This window comes from Marinomonas rhodophyticola (genome assembly GCF_026113935.1).
Classification (GTDB): domain Bacteria; phylum Pseudomonadota; class Gammaproteobacteria; order Pseudomonadales; family Marinomonadaceae; genus Marinomonas; species Marinomonas rhodophyticola.
The window spans coordinates 695,063-717,267 of record NZ_JAPEUL010000007.1 but is presented as its reverse complement, the minus strand read 5'-3'; the positions used below and the strand labels follow the sequence as shown (position 1 = coordinate 717,267).

Below are 22,205 nucleotides of genomic sequence, written 5' to 3'. Positions count from 1 at the left end.
TGAGGCGATGAACGACTTAAACTCCTCACCAGAAATAGAGCCTCGTCTCAGCGCCCATTTTGTCGATGAATTCAGTAAACTCTTTTCTTTCTTTCACGCGCTGCAATGCCGCTTGCAATACCTCAACGCCTTCATCCGGGAAGTTATTTCCCGCAATTACGCCATTCCACACCGTTGTCACAAATCCACCTAAATCGTAACCTTCAGTTTCTATAACCGTTGGCACATTAGGTAATGCCTTGAAACGATTTTTTGTAGTGACAGCAAGAGCTTTTAATCCACCAGACTGAATATGAGGAAGAACGGTAGAAGCGTTTTCAAATGAAACATCAACATCACCACTTAAAAGAGCAGGAAGTGCTGCACCACTGCCAGGGAATGGAACAGCAGTGAGTTTTGTTTTAGTCAGTGTTTTAAATAACTCCCCAGACATATGTATGGAACTGCCAACGCCTGGATGACTGAAGGTCATAGGCTTAGATTTAGCCGCTGTAATAAATTCAGCAACGGTGTTGTACGGACTACTAGAAGGCACAACCATAATATTTGGAGCATCAAGCAGTTTTTCTATAAATTTAAAATCGTTTACAGCGTCATAAGGAAGGTTAGGATAGATGGAGGCTCCAATTACATGCCCAGGGGATGCCATCAAAATAGTGTGATCAGCATCGCGACCACCACGAGCAAGTCGCCCCGTCGCTACTGTTGAACCGGCACCTGGTCGGTTCTCTACTATGATGTTTACGTCCAGTTCTTTTTGCAGTAAATCCGCCACCTGACGCGACAGTACATCCGTATTGCCGCCCGCAGAATACGGCACTACTAAGTGGATGTCCTTGGTTGGCCAATCAGCATAAACAGAACTTGCCCCCAACCCCATCACAACACTTGAAGTAACAAGGGAAATCGCGATAACTGCATTTTTAATCTTCATTTCTTGCCTCTTTTATTTTTATTTCGGCTTTGGGTTTTTATTTGTATGTTCAATACGCATACACATACTCTTAAAAAGAAAAGCACAAGACAACATCAAAATATGAACACCTTTCATTCGTTTTATGAATGCATAATTTTTATATGCGTTACTCTCATCTAAAAAAATACATTTAGAAAAATTAAAAAAATCAATAAAAACAAAAATCTCACCAAAAAAGTCTCTTATCCAAACTTAAACAACTTCAGGATCAATGCCCTTATCGTAATAAAAAATTTTGAACTCTAAGCCTTCCATTCAAATTTGGAATGATGTTATGCATATAAATCGCTTTATGTTTTAAGCTGACCTAAATCAAACTGATTCGTGTTAAAGGTTTAAATGAGCGTACTCGTCCGCAGATTAAAAAATCCAGTTACATAATTCCAAAAGGTTTTTAACCATGCAGCCAAAAAATGAGAGTTTTGTTAACCCATCTGAAATCCGTGCACAGTTTTCTAAGCACATGTCTGATATGTATCGAGAAGAAGTACCTCTTTATGGTGACCTACTCTCTTTGGTGGAGGACATCAATCAAGAAGTACTAGAAAAATCACCAAATATTAAAGCTCATTTAGAACGAACAGGCGAGTTGAAACGCCTATCCATGGAACGTCATGGTGCTATTCGTGTAGGCACGCCATCTGAGCTTTCAACGATTCGTCGTCTTTTTGCTGTCATGGGAATGGAACCAGTTGGATACTACGATTTAACACCTGCGGGTGTACCTGTGCACTCCACAGCGTTTCGCGCAGTTCATGAGGAAGACTTACAAATCAGTCCTTTTCGAGTGTTCACATCGTTACTTAGACTCGAATTGATAGATAACGCAGAGACACAAAAATTCGCAGCAAACACTTTGGCTAAACGACAAATATTCACTCCGAGAGTATTAGAACTAATCGAGCAGTGTGAACTCAATGGTGGACTGAGCCAAGTTGATTCTGAGACTTTCATTAATGAAGCGTTAGAAACGTTTCGCTGGCACAAGACCGCAACCGTCACAAGTGATGAATATATAAAACTGCATGATCAGCACAGATTAATTGCGGATGTGGTTGCCTTCAAGGGACCTCACATCAACCACCTGACTCCCCGCACACTAGATATCGACCAAGTTCAAACTCAAATGCCAACTCGAAGCATTACGCCGAAAGCTGTTGTTGAAGGCCCACCACGTCGTAATTGCCCTATTTTACTACGCCAAACTAGCTTCAAAGCCTTACAAGAAAAAGTAGCGTTCAGCGATCAAGACAGTGAAGCTGGCAGCCACACTGCACGTTTCGGTGAGATTGAACAACGTGGTGCGGCTTTAACTCCAAAGGGAAGAATGCTATATGATGAATTGCTGAATGCTAGTCGGTCTGAATTAAAAGAGTTTCCTAATGAGGAAAACGCACAACGCTACACAGAAATACTAGAAAAACACTTCTCTCAGTTTCCCGATAATCTTAAGGAAATGCACGATCAGAACCTCGCCTACTTCCGCTATTTTGTAACGGATAAATGCTATGAAGCATTAAACAATACGACTTTTCCAACTAACTTAAAGGACTTAATTGATGCCGGCTACATCGAGTATGAACCGTTAGTATATGAAGACTTCTTACCAGTTAGTGCTGCCGGAATCTTCCAGTCAAATCTCGGAGATAACGCTCAAACAGACTACAAAATTTCATCCAATCAGACAGAATTTCAAAATTTTCTTGGAGCAGAAGTACTTAACGAGCTAGCTCTTTACGCTAATACGCAAAAGCGATCAATAATCAAATGTGGTCAAACACTCAATATTACAGAGCTTAAGGCTTAGTCTCAAATAAACTCAAACTATCTGTTTGCAATGCATTCATGAACATTGCAAACAGTCCTCCCTAATATAGCTACAGAACTGACCAAATGATATATATATCCTAATTAGTGCTAAAAACCGGCTAGAAAATCTGACTAAAAAGTATCTTCTAAACTAATTGCAATTTAGTACTAATAGACGAAGAAGAGAGCTAACCGCTCTCTTTTTTTATGCCTGCACGAAAATGACAGCAATAACGACAACTTTTCAAGCACACAAAACACACCCAAAAGCCGCAAAACACTACCAAAAAACGGATAACAAAGGATAAGAAATGGATAAAGTAAGGATAAACAGACACAAAAAAAGGGCTTACGAATTAACGTAAGCCCTTGATTTTATTACTTAATTAGGTGGTAGGACTAAGCAGATTCGAACTGCTGACCTCTACCATGTCAAAGTCCATATATTGCACGCCTAACCATATGATTTAAAACAAAATAATTACGTGAAATAAATGTTTTTCCAATCGATTCACTTCTATATAAATCAATAACTTACAAGCTTTAAGGAAATCAAATTTTAGCTTTTTAATGCGAATAACGCATCTTTTTTTGAGTGGCTTTGCCATGGTTTTTCGGATTGATTCACCTGAGTGTCTATGTCACTATAATCGATCAGATTAACCACATTAAAGAAAAGGACTTTCTCAAATGGAACACTTACAACAACTTCTCACCGATCTAGAATGCATTTCCCTTGCTGATATCTCAGCGATACCAGAGGCCAATCAGCACGTTATTGCCGAGTATTTAGAGCAGCTTCAAGATGAGCTGAAAGCGGTACTAGAGAAAGGCGATATTTAGATTAGGTGGTAGACCATTAGGCCAGTCAAAAAACTTGATCTGAATTAATGGTCTAGGCCACTGCAAAGTTAACAGGATGAACATTCGCTAAATTTAGATGCTGTTTGGCTTGCCAAAGGTCGTAGGCATCTTGCATGGCCAGCCAGCTTTCTGGTGTTCTACCAAGCGCTTTAGACAAACGCAATGCCATTTCAGGCGACACCGCGCTCTGCCCTTTCAGGACACGATTTAACGTGGACGAGGCGACATCCAATTGCTTAGCCAAAAAGCGGCAACTCAAACCCGCTGGCTCAAGATAAACATCGTAAATAAATTCGCCTGGGTGCGGAGGGTTGTGCATATTCATTAGTGATAATCCTCATAGTTGAGAATGTAAGCATTACCATCAATAAATTCGAAAGTAATACGCCAATTCCCGTTCACGGTAATAGACCAAATACCATCTCGATTGCCCTTCAAAGGGTGCAAGTTGAAGCCAGGTAAATTGATATCATCAATCTCATGGGCAGTATCAATGGCAGCAAGTTGCATACGTATTTTACGCTGATGCTTTGCTTGAATACCGGAAACGCTTCCTGTTTCGAAGTATTTCTTAAGGCCTTTGTGTTTGAATGTTTTGATCATAAAAGAAGTGTAGCGTGGTGCGCATCAACAATCAATACAAAGCCCACCTTTGTGGGCTTAATGCGCCATCACCTCAAAATTGAGGGCATGGAATTCGCGCTGCATCAAGGTTTTCTATCTTGCGTAAAATATTGTGGTGACGTTTACTAAAGTGCCATAGGCTCAAAATTGAGCTTATGGCACTTTAATGACTATTACCGCCCCCTCAAAAATGAGGAGATGATAATTCAACCACTTAAAAACGATCTATCAATTAGAAATCTGTGAAGTTGCGTTTGGCGAGGTCTTTGACGCGGGTGATGTTGTCGTTTACCCAGTCTGGTGTGCGGAGTTGGGCGATTTGGGTTTGATACATGCGGATGGCATGAACCATGTCTACAATCTCTTTTGAAGGGATAACCACAGGGTCACTTTCCAGTTTCAGGGATTTGATCATGTCATTGAGGACTTGGTACTTTTCTGTTTCTTGGAAGCTGGTATTGAGGGGGGCCGTGTTGGGCATGGTGGCGGGAAGTTGTTTTTGCTCGTGGAGTTGTTTTTCGCAGTCGATGAAGTAGCGGCGGGCTTGTTTGCCCTTGTCGTTGCGTTCGACCATGGCCAGTTCTTTTGCCATGTCTAGGGTGACGAAATATTCGATTACTTTTTGCGTCCTAGATTTTGAGTCTCGCCCGTTTTGGCGAGGCTCAAATTTTCAACGCACATAAAGTCTTCACCTTCAATAAAACCATATCGGTTAATACGAGCTTTTATCCAATTGGAAAAGTCGCGGCCTACTTCTAGGAAAGCATGAAGTTCACGGGCGTTTACGGTATCGAGGGTTTGCTCGTTGATAGAGCGAGTGTGAAGTGTAATAAGTTGAGTAGCCATCTATGGCCTCCTTCGGTCAATGTATTGACCACCCTATTAAGGTGCTAATCCTATTAAGGTGGTGGGTCTAAATCAGGTTAGCACTACCGCCCGAAGGAACGGCCAACCCGAGGGTTGCCCAACAAAGACCCACCATAACAGGCGGACTCCAGCCACAAAAAACACGCGGTGCGTGTTTTAGGCCGCTTCGGTTCAAACGAGGTGCTAATCCCGACACTGGATTTTGCCAGTGCAAGAGAAATACTAGATCAAGATTGAGGTGGGGTCAATGGAGAAAACAAAACATGAGTTATTTGAGGAATGGGAAGAATTAACGCTCCAGCCAATTGCGCAGAGCGATGGAAAATAAAATGTGTGGAAAACTCTAAACTGCGACCGCACCGTTTAACTGCGTCAAATGAACTAGCTTGTTATGTATTTCTTTTTCGGAATACTACTTTAAAGCCATCTTTAGGACCACAGTTCTCAAGACATACATAATTAGAAAACATTTGGTCGTAACCGTAATGCTCCAACATTACTTTGATGCTATTAGCATCATAGTTATCTACACCCATATGATTTGGGGTTTTCCCCCATTCATGGCCAATAAAACCGTTAGTCTCGAAGAAAGCAAATTGTTTCTCACCTTCAAAGAAGTAGATTAAGACAAAACGTACGTTTTCATTATATAGATGTCCATCAAGAGAAACCTTGGACTTAGTAGCAACTCGATATAAGCTATTTCGTTTATCCGAGATTTTCTCGTCTATACACTTAACCATCTTATTACCAAGGTTTGCATAGAAATCAATTCTCCCGAATAAGAATTTAGGGAGAAACCTATCGCCGTCTAGGTGTAGATATGAGTATTTTTCAGGTGAAACACTGACAGACTCTCCAGACTTCAAGATTAGGGGTGCTACAGGTTTATATACTTCAAACTTTATGTCGTTTTCTAAAACGGCATAAATTGACCAAATAGATATTGTCTTGTCTTTTCTATTAGATATAACTAAGTTACTAATTTGCTCGTCGGAATAGCCACCAATGGTGACTTGATATGTTAAGCCAATTTTGTTTCCTATTTTCTGATAAGCAAAGTACCCAGATAAAATTAGACTTATAGTGGCTATCACTGCCCGCCAATTAATATTTAACCACTGCAACAAAGCATCAAATATTTCCACTCAACCTCCAAAAAAACACATGGTATTATAATAGTGCGCATACGCTTTACTTCCGCATTGTTGATCCTTATCCCTTGATACTAAAAGACTTTCTTATTTACTACCAGTACAAAGCGCACACATTTTCCAAGTACCACCTCAAACAACCTCACTAGCCACCACGGTACACCGATACCCTGCTTTGCTGTCGCCTCGTGCGGTGACTTTGTCTATGCTCCAGTTGCCTTTCATTTCGGGTGGGAAGGTGTCGTTTAGGGTGAGGATGCCTTCTGCGACGAGTTTGGGGTTGCCTGGTAAGTCGAGTGTGACGCTGGTGCCTTGGCGTTGGCTTTTGATGAGGTTGTCTTGGCAGGCCTGTTGGGTTGTCGTAGCTTTGGCGTAGTTTTTGGGGTCGATGAAGTTTAAGGGTTATTTTTCATCAGCCCCCAAATTCTGTTGTTTTTTTACTTAACATCCACTTAACCCCCATTTTTTCCTGTTAAACGCATGAAACCTCCTATCAAAATCGGCTAGTATCATTTGTATACTAAAATTGGTCTAACACTCTGGAGTGAAATAATGAAAATTTTTTTAATGGATTTCCTATCAAAAAATCGGCTGACGCTCTTTTCAAACTTTGTGCTCTACTACATTCTAAGTTATTCGGACTTCCTACAGGATATAAAAAATTTATTATCATATAGCGAGAGATTTTTATATACAATGTTCTCAGGAATGTTTATTTACGGATTATTACTATTATATTGTGAGTGGAGAATATCACCAGAGAAAAAGAATATTTTCTTGACATCTGATTTTTTGAAAATACCTGAAATGTGCACGACAATTTCCCTTAATATATTTAAAACTACTGCTTTAGTTTTTATATTTTCTCCTTTTTTCCTTCTCAATGAAAATATCAGCGTTCAATATATTAAACTTTCTGTCTATATATTCATTATGGGTCTAACATTTGCCTACACATCAAATAACATCGAGGACATGCTAACTCGAATTAGATCTCGATCTCGCTCTGTAATGATTTAGTCCCAACCCCACTCAAACCTGAGCGCTCTAATTAAATACAGAGCGCTCAACTCATACCACCTCACTAGCCACCACAGAACACCGATACCCTGCTTTGCTGTCGCCTCGTGCGGTGACTTTGTCTATGCACCAGTTGCCTTTCATTTCGGGTGGGAAGGTGTCGTTTAGGGTGAGGATGCCTTCTGCGACGAGTTTAGGTTGCACGTACCTTCCAATAAGTGTGTCTAGGGTGACGCTGGATCCTTGGCGTTGGCTTTTGATGAAGTCGTCTTGGCAGGCTTGTTGGGTTAGCGTAGTTATTTGAGATCAATGAAGATTCAGTGTTATTTTTCATCAATCTCAAACTCTCAAAAATTATTACTTAGCACCCTCCCATATCATTCCTGACTCCCAAAGATTATTCAGCTCTTCGTTAAAAAGATTAAAATAAGAATCAAATCCTTCTTGTAGAGTATGCTTTGGTTCTCTTACTTTTTCAGTTTTGTATGGATAATGAGCCATATATATTAAATTAGAAATTTTTCTCTTTGAAGGCTCAACAAGTATTGCAGAATATGACAATGGAAAATCAACCACTTTTATGGAAATTTTAACTTCATTTTCTTCGTTAATTGCAGACAATATATCAAGATTACTTATAATTCGATTTTTAAGAGCTTCCTGTGACTCCCACCTTGCTCTCTTTGACGCCATATCCAAAGCGGATTCATTAAAAGGATTTACAAGTAAAACCTCAATTTTATGACCAAGTTTGAGTTTATCATTGAAGATCGATTCAAATTCATCAAGATTAATTAAATCTAACGTCACTGAGACTATTCGTATTTTATCAGATTTTTTAATATTCTCTCTAAAATACGGGGAAAATGAATGAACAAAAATTTCATCATTGCAATTAATTCTATCTAGAATTTTTTCATCAGCCCGTCGTGTTTTAAGAGTAGATATAGCCATAACACCAAACAAAGAAAGAATCAAATTTGAATCGTATTTAGAAAAATCAATGTCGATATCAATAAATTCGAAAAAATCGATTACTTTAAAAAAAGCATAAACAATGACAGTAATAAAAAGAATATATGAATCTAAATTTTTCGCATTATAAATATCATTTAAAACTTTTCTAAACATTTACCACATCCTTATTAAAACATATGAGAATATAAGAGAAATTAACACCTTTTAGGATAAAACCAAAGAAAAAAACCACTAAGACTTACCGCTAAACCACCTCACTCGCCACCACGGTACACCTGTACCCTGCTTTGCTGTCGCCTCGTGCGGTGACTTTGTCTATGCTCCAGTTGCCTTTCATTTCGGGTGGGAAGGTGTCGTTTAGGGTGAGGATGCCTTCTGCGACGAGTTTGGGGTTGCCTGGTAAGTCGAGTGTAACGCTGGTGCCTTGCCGTTGGCTTTTGATGAGGTCGTCTTGGCAGGCTTGTTGGGCGGTGGTTGGGTTGTCGTAGCTTTGGCGGAGTTTCTTATAAGGTGCGGTGCCGACGTGTACGGTGTGTTCTTCCCCTGTGTTGTTGTTTGTCCAGTTGGCTTTAACGCCGGTGATGGCGCTGCGGCTGGGTCGGTCGAGTTGGCAGTTGATGAATTGGCCTTCGCTCGGTTTGTTCTGGCTCGGTACGCCGACGACAACGGGCGGGATGGCTTGCCCTGTGATGGTGTTTACTTGGCCGCGTTTGGCGAGCACGTACAGGTCGTTGACGGGTTTGGCGATGGCGTCCCGTTCCCGTGCGATGCGGGTTAAAAAGGCGCTGTCGGTTTCGTCGGTTTGGTCCATGTGCTCGAGGACGACGCTTTCAAACTCTTTGGCCACCCGTGGGCTGAATCCGTGGGGCGTGACGACTTGGCGGAACAGGTCGGCAAGGCTGACGTTTTCGAAGGTGCGTGTGCGACGCTCTTTAAAGCCCGTCTTATCTTCCACCTGAAACGGCGCGGCGGTGGCCACGATCGTCACGCTGGGCGGAAACAGTTTCGGCACGATACGGGTGATTTTGAACTGGCCTTTATCGATCAGATTATCACCGTAGCCTTCTAGCCACGTGAGCACCGCGCCCTCTTTCGGCAAGCCTGTTTGCCCTGTGGTATCGATATGCAAGGTGAGTTGGTCGCTTTGGGTGCCTGCGGCGTCGATGCGCTCCCACGAGGTCAAGCGGTTGTTGATGATGCGCTCGCCTGCTCCGCTCACGCGGACTCTTGGCAAGTAGTTGGATGGTTTGTCTAGTCCCATATGTTGGTTACCGTCTCGGCTGCTTTGTTTGGCAAGGTGGGGATTTCAATAACAACGCCAGCGGGAAGCACTGGCCCGTAGGCTTCTAAGCCGGGGTTGAGTTCAAACAAGGCTTCTTCCGCTTGGTCGTCGTTGCGTTTTAGGGCGATCCACAGAATGTTGGAAATGGTGTCGCCGTCGCGGCTACGGATGGTTGTCATTGGCGTACTCTTCTAGCTCTAGGGTGAAAGCGAGGACGAAGGCGGTGCCGTCGTCGATTATCTTGTCTTGCTTCTCTTGCAAGCGTTTGATGGTCCACTGGCCTAAGTTATTGCCGTAGCCATCGGCCAGCACCAACGGCGCTCGCTGGTTTTGTAAGGCGCGTAAGGCGTTGAGATTCGCCATGCCATCGCCTTGAAACCACGTGCCTGTGACCGTGATGTTTTCCAATTGTTGGCCCGTGTTTTGGCTCATGGGCTTTTGACCGTAACGCGCCACCGCGACCCAACCGCCGTCGCTAGTGCGCTGCAAACCCTCGTATGGCGTGCCTTCGCTCAGCGAAAACACAAAACCACCGAGCGACATCATCTGACGCATGATTACTCCTTAGATAAAAATGGAAGAACAGAAACGAAAAAGCCCATCGAAGGGTGGGCTTGGGGTGTTTGGGTTTGGGTTTGGTTATTTAAAAAGGTTCAGGGTTGATTTTTATCTGGCTCCAGACTCGTTAATGAATCCTTTTTTTGCTGATCTGGATCGTCTTTCAGATATATAGCTAAACATACAACTATCAAAGTGAACCCACAAAGCACCTCAAAAATTGACAAAAATTGTGAGAACCATTGCTTTGGATATATGTCACCATACCCTAAAGTTGTAATTGTGACTCCACTAAAGTATGTAGCTTGAATGATATTTAAAATTTTCTCACCAGACCAATTATCTGCTGGCAGTAAACTATAAATCAAAGCGAAATTCAAAATCAATTCAAAGTAACTTCGAAATGAAAGAATTAACCGATCATGATTTCGAAGATCAGCTCCATTTACTTTATCCTTGAACGGTAACCAACTCAAAAATCTAATTTTCAAATTTAATAAATACCGGAGGAAGGAATCTAACTTACTTACTTCACCCTTATCAGAGGATAATTTTATCCAGAGTATATAATACTTGGTGATAGTTGGAAAATTTACACGCCCGACAGAACTTTTGCCTGTGATTTTATCAAGAGCATCTCTCAGAAAAGCATAAAATATCTCAAAACACCTTGATAGTAGAAAAACCATCCATAACCAGACAAATAAAGGGTATAAAGTGCTTATTTTATTAGCTTCTTCCACACTGTAAATGATCATAAATATCAGCATAATCAAAAAAGATGCTATTGATATACCAAAGTAAAGCCAATTAAAGCTTCTAATAACTTTATTTTTATTTGATCCTTTCTTGAGAAAAGCTGCCAAAAACAATGTTGGACTCATAAAACCTAAAAGAAAAACATAAATCATTATTGTAGTACATCCTTGAAAGCTAAAAGTTTGATAGTGCGCTTACAAAATTACCCACAAAGCGTTATCTCAGCTTTGTAAATTCCTATTCCTTGATACTAAAAGACTTTATCGTTTCCTACCAGTCTAAAAAACAACTAAAGCCCACACTGGGGCTTTAGTTGTCTACTCATAATGTACGGACATAAGTATCTCACTCGCACCATTTAATAACTCAAGAATCTCTTCTCCACCCTCCATAGACATAGAATATTGATTAGTTTTTAGTTTTTGTATTGGCGGTCCTAGTAGATCTCCTGAATTAGAAAACTCTAATTCAGCAATACCATCATTCAACAAACGCCTAAATTCACTCCAATATTGATCATCATCAGGATGATATTTTTTTGCTTTATGCAGATAATCACCAAGCTTTTGCGCTACGTCTCTCCCTTTTTTTCTTACTGGTGTATATATAGTTTTCAAAATCAGTTCATTTGAGTTTGGATCTATAATTTCAATTACCGCAGTTTTTTCACCAAGCCTAAAAGCTTGCTCTAAATTTTTGGCTAGTTTTGCTACTTGCCAGCCACTCTTCTTTTTTTCAGATATATGAGTTTGAGCTTCTAAATATTCGCTCATACGCATTTCTATACCACAACGAATCTCAAATGCAGCATAGAAAAGAGAAGGAATAGTATTTTCAGCTAAAAGCTGATTAGCACGAAATAGGTAATCTTTTGATCTAATGCCATAACTCATTTAAAACATGTCCTTAATCAAAAAAGTTAATTGTTTTCAACTTATCCCTTTACCCCAATAAAAACAACAACTAAAGCCAACTTAGTGAGCTTTAGTTGCTTGCGGCTTAGAAGTCTACAAAGCTACGTTGGGCGTAGTCTTTGACGCGGGTGATGTTGTCGTTTACCCAGTCTGGTGTTTGTAGTCGTGCTATTTGCTGTTGGTACATGCGGACGGCTTGGATTAGGTCGATGAGTTCTTTTGATGGAACGACGACGGGGTCGCTTTGTATCTGCATGGATTTGACGATGTTGTTGAGCAGTTGATACTTGTCGGTTTCCGCTATGGCTAGGTTGTCTGTGGTGGCGGGAAGGTGTTTTTGCTCGTTGAGCTGTTTTTCCATTTGGTTGAAGGCGTTGATGTAGGCTTCTTTGAACTGGGCGGCTTTGGTGCCGGTGAAGCCCATGCCCAAGAAGACGAAGCCGTCGCGGGTGATGCGATACATAGGCCGAGTCTTGTCTTGTTCATCTTTGTATTCAGCCAGCTCAAAATTGAGCGCGCTAAATTCCGCACTGCATTCAAGGCTTTCTATTTTGCGTAAAACGTTTCTGTGATGTTTGCCAAAGAATTTGGCGAGATCAGTTGAAGTGGTGGTAATTTGATCGTTGGTGATTTGTACAACGGGTGCGTCGATGCTTGAGATAATGTCCGTAGCCATGTTTGGCCTCCTGTGTATGAAGTTGACCACCTTGTGAGGTACTAATCTCAGTAAGGTGGTGGATCTAAATCAGGTTAGTACTACCGCCACAGGAACGGCCTAGCCGAAGCTAGCCCAACAAAGACCCACCATAACAGGCAAATCTCGGCCACAAAAAAACACGCTCTGCGTGTTTTAGGCCGCTGTGTAAACGGGGTACTAATCCCGGCACTGGATTTTGCCAGTGCAAGGAGAATGTTAGATCAAGATTGGAGTGGGGTCAATGTTAGACATCAGATTGACATGATTTCTGAGTATAAATAACTGGAAATTAATGAAGTTATTACAAATATATAAAATTAAAACACAAAATTAAGCGACTAATTTTTTACCTATAAAACCCTTTAGTCCAACACTTAATACATCGCTAACAGTTTTAGCCACTACTTCGGCAAGACGACATGGCACTGCATTACCTATCTGTCTGTACATGGCACTCTGGCTTCCTGCCATTTTATAGTCATGTGGAAATGATTGTATAGCTAGCGCTTCATCAACGGTAATTCTTCGCAATCTAGATGGAGCAATACCTGTTCTTGGAGCTAAGCCTTTTAGCAGCTGCCCATGATAATTAACTACATAACTTGGTTCACCATTAAATATTTCAGCTTCATCAATAATAGGGGTTTTATTTCCTCCCATAGATGCAGCTAAAGTCAAAGCAACTCCATTAGGATTTATTGGTCTACCTGCACCATTAAAAAGCATTCCAGCATAAGGACTCTTCCTTAGAACTGGATTTTTAGCGTATGTAATAATAGCAGAGCACGTTCTGCTATTATTTAAACTTCCAGCTGGTCCCAAACTTCTGATAAGGTCTGAAACAACAATAGGAGATTCTTTTTTTAGATCAAGAGAAGCCATCAATGCAGCTTGAAACTCTAATGAAGACACTTTTGCCTTTCCTTTCTCAACACCTACGAGAAACATACGCTCACGAGCTTGAGAAACGCCATAGTCAGAGGCATTTAATACTATAAGTGCTGTTATATAACCTAATGAATTAGACTTCTCGATCAAACCATCGCGAACCAAACTCCATCGTTTGTTAACGGCCAAAGCTTTAACATTTTCACAAACGAAAGCTCTTGGTTTTAGAAGTTGTATTTTATCAAAAAAACTCCAGATTAGCTGGCTTCTTTCATCCTCTGGGTTCATTTTTCCAGCAACAGAAAAACCTTGGCATGGTGGGCCACCAAAGACTAAATCCACATTTCTAAACTTAGACAAGTGATCTTTATAATCACGAAGGTCTCCGCAAAGGCTTGTTATACTGTGATTCAGGTTGTACGTGTCACAAGCGGCTTTATTAATATCATTTGCAAACACAACATCAAATCCAGCATTAGCAAACCCAACATCCATACCACCAGCGCCACTAAATAAAGAAACTGCTGAATACACTTCTCTCACTTAACACCCTCAGTTTATTAAATAGACTTTCCAGACATGTGACTCATAGTCCGTAGTCTCATAGTCAACACAAACATATGATGCATCACATGAGTGAAAATATCAAATGTAACCATAAAATTCTATTCGGCAAGCGTCTTAAAAAACTCCGCCAAGAAAAGGGAGTTTCACAAGAAAGTCTTGCGTTAACTGCTGGCTTAGACCGGACATATGTCAGTGGGTGTGAAAGAGGACTCAGGAACATTGGACTTGAGAACATCTACAAACTAGCCATAGCACTTGAGGTTTCACCTGAGCTGCTCTTTAAGGAAGAGGATTAATCAAAAATGATATATAGACGTCTACTAAGAACATTATTACTACCTATCGATCTAAGATTAGAGCAAAACTGCATTGAAACGATGACTCAATACTTCAATCAAGTTGCAGGAACATCAAGCGATGATCATACAGTATGGCTAGATGGTCAAGTTAATAGTTGGGATGAAACAGGCAACGCATCGATCCAATTAAAAGAATTAATAAACAATTTACTAGAAAATGGAAATCAAGATTACGCTACTAAAATAAGTGAAAGTTATTTTAATGCTCATACAGAATTAGTAAGCAATCAACTTGTACCATCGAAGTTAGCAAGGTCCTTTTTAAGTCATTTACTACTTATAACTAGGCTTGCTGATGAAGAGAAGATGTCCTGTGCTCAAATCTCAAAAATCCTAGATGCAATGAACCCATCAGCAGGCTTTGGACGTCGCTCTGTTGAAGCCATTCTGAAAAAAATGAAGATGGCACCATCAATAACAACTGCAAATATCACCGATCTTTTTGAGACCGATAAAAGCTTAATTTCTGAGTTTTTTGGTGATGCGACATTAGATGAATGTGCAATCACTATAAGTAGAGTAGCTTATAATCTAGGCTTCAAAGGTGAGTTAAATGAATACATGTCTTCTTTACTTACTGAAGAAGAGTTAGATAAATTTACTCCTTACGTTCAAATTCTACACTACCAATGTTCAATTTTAGAATACTACGATCATAACGTGAAAGACTTTTATGAGTTTTCTCCAAGAGGGCAAGCCGCTGCACGATTATTCAGCTCTTACCCCAGCGCAATGCTAAAAGCAGGAAATCCTTTTCTTAACAATGCAAAGTCTGTGGGGCAAATTAATTTTCCATGGGCAGCCGCCAAAAAAAATAACGAGTTCCCTGGCGCCTCAGCCCTATTCTCTATATTGGATGGACTGGATGAGATGGGCTATGCAGCAAGACAAGAATTAGCATTATGGATAAGATGTTTTATTCATAAATTTATGGTTACTGCTGAACCACTTGATACTCCCCTACCTAACACCCTTGATGCCAATTTGTACTCTCCACTTATCAACAATATAGCGAGAGAAAACACATCAACTAGAGGCATAATTGAACAACGCTTGGTTGACTCTTTAGCTGGGATAATGCATTTAGGACGTGATGGATGGGTTGGAAGAGGCATCGGTGACTCTGTAAATGCCTCTAATTTGAGTAAAAAGAAACTAGGTGATTGCGACTTTCAACATATTGCAAATAGAAGAGCTGTTGCTTATGAGGCTCATGGTGGAGAGCTAACCCAAACCTACCTGAACGAACATTTAAGAACACTACCTAAGTCTGCACAGCCGAGAATAGATGAGTGGAAGACTTTTTCTAATGCTTCAGATTGGCACGTAAATATTATTTTTGTGGCGCATAGGTTCAATGTACAGCCTCCTGCAGAAATCAATATTGATGGAGTAACATTCAACATTACCTTTATTTCATATAATGACTTGATTGCTCAGACGACACAAACGCCAATAAATGAAGTAATAGATAGACACTTATTGGCACCTCTTTCAAGAAACAATACGCCATCCTATGTAAGGCAAACACTCCTAGATTTACTGGTATGATGTTTAATCATTTTTAAAAGAGATAAACTTAGGCGTAAGTGAATCATATTTTTCACCTACGCCTAACTCCCCTCTTATCCGTCAAGCTCCCATCTGCCCTTGTGGCGACGTCCATGTTGCCCATCATGCCCTGTGCAAATTCGGCCTTGAGTCTCTCTATCACTTGGTCGCTGACTTGTTGATCATAGCTTGGATTGCCTGTCGGTGTTAGGTGGATGGTTGGCGCGAAGGTCATGCTTTTGTTGTTGTTTTGTAGCTGTTGGCTTTGCTTTGCGATGGCGTCGGGTGCGGGTTGGTCGGTTTTGTCGTCTTCAAACCATCCCCCAATTTTGCCGCCGATCCATTCGCCCAAAGAGCCACCGCCCATGCCGCCTGCGATGGAGCCGACGATTCCCCCAATGGCGGTGCCGATTATGGGCACGACGGAACCAATGGCGGCACCGGCTAAGCCGCCCGCCGCCGCGCCACCCAAGCCCCCTGCCATGTCGCCTGCGGTGGCGCCTATTTCGGTGCTGTTGCCTTGGGATATGGCGGAGGCAAGGCCTGCGCCTTGTAGGGCGATGTCTAATGGTCTGAATAGTTTCCCTGCGCCTTTTAGTACACCACCCGCCATGCCGCCCATGGGAAGCATAGAAGACAATCCCCCTGCGGCGCCCGCTAGGTCTGCCCCTGTCATGGCAAGGTCGGCTACGTTAGATAAGCCACCCGCATTGGCTGACCCTGAGAACATGGACAAGGCCGCGCCGCTGCCGAGTAAGCCAGCGAGTCGACCGTATTTGCCAAGACGAAAGCGTCCGCTTAGTCGGGATGGTCTTGTGGGTGTGGCGCGTTGTGTTGTGCGGCCTTGCAGGTAGTCTTTTTTGCGTCGTTTGCGTTCCTCTTTGCTGAGTCGTTCGCCACCGTAAGACGTGGGGCTTTGTCGTGCGCCTGCTCCGAGTCCGTTTAGTTTGCGGTTGAGTCGGTCGAGGAGCGTGATGCTCGGTTGGCGCTTTGGGTGGTTTGGTCGGTGGAATTGGTGAGTTTGGTTTTGCCAAGATTGAAGCGATCGCGCCCGTTGCCAAGGGTGAGTTTGGCGAGTTTGAAGGCGATAGCTCCGGCTTTTACGACAGCAATCGCCGCGGCAACGCCCATTAAGCCTGTGGCCAGTTCTGGACTGCTTTCTGCTAAATCAGCCACGTAATCAATGGCGGTCATTAGTGGTGGTAAGGCGGCATCGAGCACGGGCAAAAGGCGATCGCCTAACACTATGGTCATGCGGTCGAATTTGGCGCTCAGTTGACCAAGCATATGGCCACGAGTGGCGGCGCGGTTGGCGTATTCGTCGTTGACGCTGTTGGCTCGGTCGGCTTGGTTGGCGACTTTGGCAAAGGCGGAAACAAGGCCGTTTTTGTCATCGTCCAGTGTGGTGACGAGTTTGGCGACCGCGCCTTTTACTTCTTCCCCAAAGAGTTGCGATATCACCGCGCCTCGGTCTGTGGCGTCTACGTTTTGTAGGCCGCGCATGACTTCCACAAGGGTGCCTTGGGCGTCTTGCTGCATCAGTTCCGCGAGCCTCTTCCGCATCGAAGCCAATGCGCCCCATGGCGCTTTGTTGGCTTTTTGTGGCGGCAAAGCCTGCGGTGAGCCTTCCGGTGATGTTTTTCAACGCGGTCGAGGCCACCTCTTCCGTGGCACCGCCTGCGATGAGGCTGGCAGACAGTGCAGCGGTTTGGTTGTAGCTAAGCCCTGCGCCCATGGCGGTGGAGCCTTGGCGTACCATGACGGCGGCAATGTCCTTTGCCTTGGCGTTCATGTTGTTGCTTAGGTAGTTGGTGCTGTCTGCCAGGTCTAGGGCGTTCTTTTGTGTTAAGCCCATGGCCGCACGGAATGTCGCGAGGGTTGAACCGGCTTCTTCTGCGGATACGTCCCACGCGACGCTCATTTTTGTGGCGGCTTCGGCAAACTGTAAGAGCTGGTCTTTTTCTATGCCCGATTGCCCTGCAGCGGTGACGATGTCGGCAATGCCTTCTTGCTGTACGCCAAGGCGGCCAGCGAGTTTCATCATGTCGGTGCGGTATTGGGCTTCTTCCTTTTTGTCGGAAAAGTCGACAACCTTTTTGACGTCGGCAAAGGTGCTTTCGTATTCGACGGCCCGTTTACCGGCCATGATGAGTGGCGCGGTTTTAACGGCTAGGCCGACCGCTTGCCCGACGAGTTCGCCTTTTTGGGCGTTACGATCGGCAATGCGCCCTTTTAGCGTTTGGATCTTTTTTAGCTTGGCTTGCTGGCGGTCTAGGGCTTGGCTGGCTTGGTCGGTTTGGCGCGCGAGTTTGAGTTCTTGGGCACCGAGTGAGTTGACTTTTAAGCCTGCGGCGCTCATGTCTTTGCGTAAGCCACCTAGTTCACGGGCTTGTTTGCTGTAAGACGTTTTTAGTTGGTTCGATGCGATTTCGGCATTTTTGGCGGCAACTTTTTCTTTTTTGTAGCTTTGTTCGGCGGCTTTTTTGGCTTTGGTGAGTTCTTGCACCTTGGCGGTGGCGGCTTTGACTTGCTGCGATTGCGCACCGTAGGCTTCTGCCGCTTTTTGGGCGTTCTTTTGGGCGTTGGCCAGTGCGGTGGCATGTTGCTTAGCGGCAATGGCTTTTGCGCTGGTAAGTTCTTGTACTTTGGCCGTGGCGGCTTTGGCTTGCTTAGACTCGGCACCGTAGGCTTTGGCGGCTTTTAAGGCTTGTGTTTGCGCGTTTGCCAGTTCCGCCGCGTGTTGCTTTGTGGCGGCCGATTTGGCTTTGGTGAGTGCTTGTACTTTGGCCTTAGCGTCACTGACTTGTTGCGATTGCACACCGTAGGCTTCAGCCGCTTTTAGGGCGTTTTTTTGGGCATTGGCCAGTTCGGTGGCGTGTTGCTTTAGGGCGACTTTGGCGCTTTGCTCGCTTTGTTTTAGGCGGTTTGTCTCTTGGGTTGCCTTTGCCATGGCGTTGCGCGTTTCGTCTAGGCGGGTGCTTAGGGTTTTGAAACGGGTAATGGTTTTTTGTTGGTCACCGAGCTTTTTTAGGCTGTTGTCTGTTTCTACGATTTTCTGTTCGAGTTTGCCAGCGGTCTGCATGGCGTTGTGGAACGGTTTGCTGAATTTGTCGACCGCTGACAGGGCGATGGATATTTTTTTGTCGGCCATGGCTTACCCCTTTTTAATACCCAGTTTGGCGGCGGCTAGGTGGTAGCGGCGCATGGCTTCGTCGATGCGCCAGTTTAGTATTTCAGACGGTGGAACGTGGTAAACCAGCGGGATGATGTCGGTTAGGACTTCTACGTCTTTGGGCGAAAGTAGTCCGCCGGTTGTTCCAAAAAATCGATAAGGCGCTCTTGTAGCTGGTTCCAATCTGGCAGGCTGAGGCGCGCTAGTTCGGCTTTGGTGAAACCTGAACAGCTTGAGCTAATGAAGATGGTGCGTTCCCATTCGTCTTCGTGGGTGTCCATTAGGTCGGTGGTGGCGACGGTGGGCGGACGGAGTTTGTAGCTGGTTTTTTGTTGGCCATCGTCACCTTGAATGGGGATGAGCAACGTCGGCGCGGCTTTGTCGAACTCGCCTTCGATTAGCTGGCTGGCGGTGGCGTTCATCAGCTCTAGCACGTGGTTTTGAATGCTGGTGTAGTCGGGTGTGACGAGGGTTTTTAGTTCTTTTTCTGTGAGGCCCGTGCTTTCGCTAATACAAGCGCGAAGTAGCTTGGTGTCGTTGTTCGCTTTGTGTTTTTCACTTTTGTTTTGCTGGGAAAAGTCACGGTGTTGCCCCATGGTGATGGTGTGGATGGTGACGGTTTGGATTGGCTCGCTTTTGTCGCTTTGGATAGGCCAGACGAGTGTGTGCTTTTTGGGTTCAAACATTTGGATTCTCTTCAATTAGATAAAAAAGCCCGCTCGTTTGATGGAGCGGGCAAAGGGGCTTCAAGCTTTTTGACTATTAAGCGTTACGGCAAACCAACGTTGCGGCGGTGTTCGGCGAGGATGTCGCCATTGCCGAGGTCGAGGATTTGCGCGTTGCGGTCGATCTCGTAAATGGTTTTACCGGACTCGGTTTTCTTGTAGGCGCTGACGGCCATTTCCATTTCGTTGTCGGGTAGCTCGCCCATTTTACTGGCGGATTCGGTAACGCTGGTGATCTCGCCTGTGACGCTGTATTTGATGGCGAATTTGTTGCCGTCTTCGTCTTGGTGGGATTCGTTGACGTTGATTTGGCACATTTCGCCATTGGCTAGCCCAAACGCAGACAGCAAGGTTTGGCTCGCGCCTTTGATTTTGAACTTTGCTGTGAGCTTTTCTAGCCCCACCATGACTTCACCAGTGGATGAAGGAACCGCCACGGGTGTCTTGCATGGTCTTTTTGACTTCGGGCGGGGTGAACTCGTCGAGTCTCTTTGATTAGTGGCTCACCGTTGATGATGGCCATGCGGGTAATGCGGGTACGTTGTCCGGCCATTATAAAACTCCTTCTAAGAACGATTCGACGATGCCAACGTCTTCAATTAGGTGATACACCATGTGTTCGTTTGGCGCGTAACCGTGGTATTTGATGGCAATGTGCCATTCGCCGTTGGTGTAGTTTTCGACGTTGTTGAGCGTGGGGTGCAGATAGACTTGCGCGCCCATGATAGTTTCGTCGGCTTGAAGAGATTTGAGCCAGAAGTTGAGCTTTTCAATCTCTTGGTTCATGAAAGATTCGCTTAGGTTGCGCGCCATGGCTCGCTGGGCGGTTTTCGCTAGCTTGCGGATGATGGCGTATTCCAAGCCCACTTGTGAGACGAATCGCCCCATGACGCAACGGTTACCAATCAACGAGAAGCCGCCCATGGAGGTACGCGCAAAATACGAGATACCGAAGCGGTTCATCAGGTCGCCGTTGGTGGCTTTGTCCATGATGTTGTAGTCGATTGTTCGCGCTGTGCCTTGGATCAAGGCGCCCATGCCGCCTTTGGCGGGGCTTTCCCATGGTTTGACTCGTGCAAAGCAAGACAAGGCAATGGCTGCGCCTGAAAAGTACACATTGCCTTTGGCCGCTTGGCTGTAAACCGATACGAACGGATCGACCACATAGAATGCGTCGTAGCCCGTGCCTTCGCCACCTAATGACTTTGAGTATTCGATGGCGGCGTTGTCGTTGGTGTTTGGACCATCGCCAACGGGGATCGCGTAAAGGCGTTTGCCCATTGCTGCGAGTGCATCCGCTACGGGTTTGGTATTGAAGCCCGGTGCGGCAATGTGGGTTGGCACTTCTTGGCAATCGCTTAAGGCTTGGATGCCGGTTCGTTGGCCTGTGGCGGGATCGATTTTACCTATTACCTTGTTGATGGTGTCGGCTGTATCTGTACCCTCTTCCACGATGACGACGTACACCGGCACGGAAACAATGCGGAGCAGCTCGTAACAAGTACGGTAAAGCGTGCCGCGTTCTGTGCCTGCCATGTCTAGCTTGGCAACCGCGGCCATATTGGCAATGCGGATTGGGCTGTTTTTTGGCCATTGTGGATCGGCGTCTGGCGCGGTGCCAACCACACCGACGACCACACTGCCCAACGGCCCCATTGGTGGCGGCGCGGAGTGAGTTTCGACGCTGATTCCGTTATGTACAAAGGATGCAATTTCTGGCATTACGCCTCTCCTTTTGGTTTAGCGGTCGTTGTCGCAAGGGCGACTTTACCGCTGAGGATTAAGTATTCTGCTTCGCAAGGAAGCAAATCGACCGTGGCGCCTTTTTCATGCCAATGCTTCTTGTTCGGGCATTGGTAAGGCGAGAGAACGGTGTATTTTTGCCGAGGATTAGGCGGCTGTTTCGTGGTCATGGGCTTTCTCCAGACGTAAAAAAACCGCTTTCGCGGCTATTTAGTGGGGTTGGTAAGGATTTTATTCCGTTGGCAAGGGATAGCGCTCTTTGATCTCGGCGACTTTATCGCGCCACTTTTGTTCTGCTTCGTCCGTTTTGTCGTATTGCCATTCCATGTAGAGCGGGTCGGATTCGGCTTTATACGTGGCTTCGCGTTGAGCTATTGCTAACGCCAGACGTTCGTCAAAAGTTGGTTCTGGCTTGGGGGTTCTTTCAATAAAGCGCCCTCGGGAAGCTCTTCGCCATCTTCCGTTTTATGTTTTGAACCATCCGATAACCAGTATTCCTGGCTTGCTGGGTAATATTCCCAGTTGCCAGAAACAAAGCCTTGAACGAAGCCTTTCTTTTCCGGCAACAGTTTTTTATCTGTTGCATTACGAAGCGGGACAGGCTTCTGTTCTGGATCGAACGGATCGATTTGCTGTCGAACCTTTCCGACATATGGCCATATCATTTTTGATCTATCAAATACATTTAGTTCCGACAT

At 44.4% G+C, this 22,205-nt stretch carries 27 protein-coding genes and 1 pseudogene; 4 read left to right on the top strand and 24 right to left on the bottom strand.

The window, feature by feature from the left end:
- Positions 1-25 precede the first annotated feature (25 nt).
- Entirely contained in the window at positions 26-934 is a 909-nt protein-coding gene (locus ONZ52_RS12240) for a Bug family tripartite tricarboxylate transporter substrate binding protein (protein ID WP_265218914.1), read from the bottom strand.
- Positions 935-1,376: 442 nt separating this feature from the next.
- Between ONZ52_RS12240 and hglS the strand changes: the two genes are divergently transcribed.
- Both hglS and ONZ52_RS12230 read left to right on the top strand, forming a co-directional pair.
- Entirely contained in the window at positions 1,377-2,783 is a 1,407-nt protein-coding gene (hglS, locus tag ONZ52_RS12235; RefSeq protein WP_265218913.1) for a 2-oxoadipate dioxygenase/decarboxylase HglS, read from the top strand.
- Between the two features lie 692 nt (positions 2,784-3,475).
- Entirely contained in the window at positions 3,476-3,628 is a 153-nt protein-coding gene (locus ONZ52_RS12230) for a hypothetical protein (protein ID WP_265218912.1), read from the top strand.
- 52 nt (positions 3,629-3,680) lie between these two features.
- On the opposite strand, the gene ONZ52_RS12225 is transcribed toward ONZ52_RS12230, so the two are convergent.
- The 14 genes from ONZ52_RS12225 to ONZ52_RS12160 form a co-directional block, all read right to left on the bottom strand.
- The gene (locus tag ONZ52_RS12225; RefSeq protein WP_265218910.1) at positions 3,681-3,974 is read right to left on the bottom strand and encodes a HigA family addiction module antitoxin; all 294 of its coding nucleotides are present in this window, start codon (positions 3,972-3,974) and stop codon (positions 3,681-3,683) included.
- Positions 3,974-4,252 (bottom strand): type II toxin-antitoxin system RelE/ParE family toxin, encoded by a 279-nt coding sequence (locus ONZ52_RS12220; protein WP_169459543.1) that lies wholly within the window; start codon positions 4,250-4,252, stop codon positions 3,974-3,976. The genes ONZ52_RS12225 and ONZ52_RS12220 overlap by 1 nt, the downstream gene beginning before the upstream one ends.
- Positions 4,253-4,505: 253 nt before the next feature.
- Positions 4,506-4,865, bottom strand: a complete 360-nt coding sequence (locus tag ONZ52_RS12215) for a hypothetical protein (RefSeq protein ID WP_265218909.1) — start codon at positions 4,863-4,865, stop codon at positions 4,506-4,508.
- Between the two features lie 23 nt (positions 4,866-4,888).
- Positions 4,889-5,119: an antA/AntB antirepressor family protein gene (locus ONZ52_RS12210; RefSeq protein WP_265218906.1), complete on the bottom strand. Its 231-nt coding sequence runs from the start codon at positions 5,117-5,119 to the stop codon at positions 4,889-4,891.
- Between the two features lie 410 nt (positions 5,120-5,529).
- Positions 5,530-6,288, bottom strand: a complete 759-nt coding sequence (locus ONZ52_RS12205) for a hypothetical protein (protein ID WP_265218905.1) — start codon at positions 6,286-6,288, stop codon at positions 5,530-5,532.
- Positions 6,289-7,365: 1,077 nt separating this feature from the next.
- A complete protein-coding gene (locus tag ONZ52_RS12200) occupies positions 7,366-7,518 on the bottom strand; it encodes a hypothetical protein (protein WP_265218904.1) in 153 nt (50 codons plus the stop codon).
- A 153-nt stretch (positions 7,519-7,671) separates the two neighbouring features.
- Complete coding sequence (locus tag ONZ52_RS12195; protein WP_265218903.1) at positions 7,672-8,445, bottom strand: hypothetical protein; 774 nt, start codon at positions 8,443-8,445, stop codon at positions 7,672-7,674.
- A 91-nt stretch (positions 8,446-8,536) separates the two neighbouring features.
- Entirely contained in the window at positions 8,537-9,511 is a 975-nt protein-coding gene (locus ONZ52_RS12190) for a contractile injection system protein, VgrG/Pvc8 family (RefSeq protein WP_265218901.1), read from the bottom strand.
- Between the two features lie 32 nt (positions 9,512-9,543).
- On the bottom strand, positions 9,544-9,753 hold the full coding sequence (locus tag ONZ52_RS12185; RefSeq protein ID WP_137169409.1) for a tail protein X: 210 nt from the start codon (positions 9,751-9,753) through the stop codon (positions 9,544-9,546).
- Positions 9,737-10,129, bottom strand: a complete 393-nt coding sequence (locus tag ONZ52_RS12180) for a phage tail protein (RefSeq protein WP_024022801.1) — start codon at positions 10,127-10,129, stop codon at positions 9,737-9,739. Before ONZ52_RS12180 ends, ONZ52_RS12185 begins: the two co-directional genes overlap by 17 nt.
- A gap of 98 nt (positions 10,130-10,227) precedes the next feature.
- The gene (locus tag ONZ52_RS12175) at positions 10,228-11,043 is read right to left on the bottom strand and encodes a potassium channel family protein (RefSeq protein ID WP_265218895.1); all 816 of its coding nucleotides are present in this window, start codon (positions 11,041-11,043) and stop codon (positions 10,228-10,230) included.
- A gap of 165 nt (positions 11,044-11,208) precedes the next feature.
- Positions 11,209-11,784: a hypothetical protein gene (locus tag ONZ52_RS12170; RefSeq protein WP_265218893.1), complete on the bottom strand. Its 576-nt coding sequence runs from the start codon at positions 11,782-11,784 to the stop codon at positions 11,209-11,211.
- 106 nt (positions 11,785-11,890) lie between these two features.
- Entirely contained in the window at positions 11,891-12,481 is a 591-nt protein-coding gene (locus ONZ52_RS12165) for a Rha family transcriptional regulator (RefSeq protein ID WP_265218892.1), read from the bottom strand.
- Positions 12,482-12,832: 351 nt separating this feature from the next.
- A complete protein-coding gene (locus ONZ52_RS12160) occupies positions 12,833-13,933 on the bottom strand; it encodes a DNA cytosine methyltransferase (RefSeq protein ID WP_265218891.1) in 1,101 nt (366 codons plus the stop codon).
- Positions 13,934-14,022: 89 nt separating this feature from the next.
- On the opposite strand from ONZ52_RS12160, the gene ONZ52_RS12155 reads away from it, so the two are divergent.
- A complete protein-coding gene (locus ONZ52_RS12155) occupies positions 14,023-14,253 on the top strand; it encodes a helix-turn-helix domain-containing protein (protein ID WP_265218890.1) in 231 nt (76 codons plus the stop codon).
- A gap of 6 nt (positions 14,254-14,259) precedes the next feature.
- Positions 14,260-15,867, top strand: coding sequence for a hypothetical protein (locus tag ONZ52_RS12150; protein ID WP_265218889.1), 1,608 nt, complete (start codon positions 14,260-14,262; stop codon positions 15,865-15,867).
- Between the two features lie 52 nt (positions 15,868-15,919).
- On the opposite strand, the gene ONZ52_RS12145 is transcribed toward ONZ52_RS12150, so the two are convergent.
- The 9 genes and pseudogenes from ONZ52_RS12145 to ONZ52_RS12105 form a co-directional block, all read right to left on the bottom strand.
- A complete protein-coding gene (locus ONZ52_RS12145) occupies positions 15,920-16,597 on the bottom strand; it encodes a hypothetical protein (protein ID WP_265218888.1) in 678 nt (225 codons plus the stop codon).
- A gap of 212 nt (positions 16,598-16,809) precedes the next feature.
- The gene (locus tag ONZ52_RS12140; RefSeq protein ID WP_265218887.1) at positions 16,810-17,406 is read right to left on the bottom strand and encodes a phage tail tape measure protein; all 597 of its coding nucleotides are present in this window, start codon (positions 17,404-17,406) and stop codon (positions 16,810-16,812) included.
- A 16-nt stretch (positions 17,407-17,422) separates the two neighbouring features.
- Positions 17,423-18,013 (bottom strand): annotated as a pseudogene (locus ONZ52_RS12135) (phage tail tape measure protein); the annotation flags it as partial.
- A 1,136-nt stretch (positions 18,014-19,149) separates the two neighbouring features.
- Positions 19,150-19,725: a phage tail assembly protein gene (locus tag ONZ52_RS12130; RefSeq protein ID WP_265218886.1), complete on the bottom strand. Its 576-nt coding sequence runs from the start codon at positions 19,723-19,725 to the stop codon at positions 19,150-19,152.
- Positions 19,726-19,808: 83 nt separating this feature from the next.
- On the bottom strand, positions 19,809-20,171 hold the full coding sequence (locus ONZ52_RS12125) for a phage major tail tube protein (RefSeq protein WP_265218885.1): 363 nt from the start codon (positions 20,169-20,171) through the stop codon (positions 19,809-19,811).
- Positions 20,159-20,317: a hypothetical protein gene (locus tag ONZ52_RS12120; RefSeq protein WP_265218884.1), complete on the bottom strand. Its 159-nt coding sequence runs from the start codon at positions 20,315-20,317 to the stop codon at positions 20,159-20,161. Before ONZ52_RS12120 ends, ONZ52_RS12125 begins: the two co-directional genes overlap by 13 nt.
- Complete coding sequence (locus ONZ52_RS12115; protein WP_265218883.1) at positions 20,317-21,420, bottom strand: phage tail sheath protein; 1,104 nt, start codon at positions 21,418-21,420, stop codon at positions 20,317-20,319. The genes ONZ52_RS12120 and ONZ52_RS12115 overlap by 1 nt, the downstream gene beginning before the upstream one ends.
- Before the next feature lie 65 nt (positions 21,421-21,485).
- A complete protein-coding gene (locus ONZ52_RS12110) occupies positions 21,486-21,677 on the bottom strand; it encodes a hypothetical protein (RefSeq protein WP_265218882.1) in 192 nt (63 codons plus the stop codon).
- Between the two features lie 207 nt (positions 21,678-21,884).
- Positions 21,885-22,205: a hypothetical protein gene (locus tag ONZ52_RS12105; RefSeq protein WP_265218880.1), complete on the bottom strand. Its 321-nt coding sequence runs from the start codon at positions 22,203-22,205 to the stop codon at positions 21,885-21,887.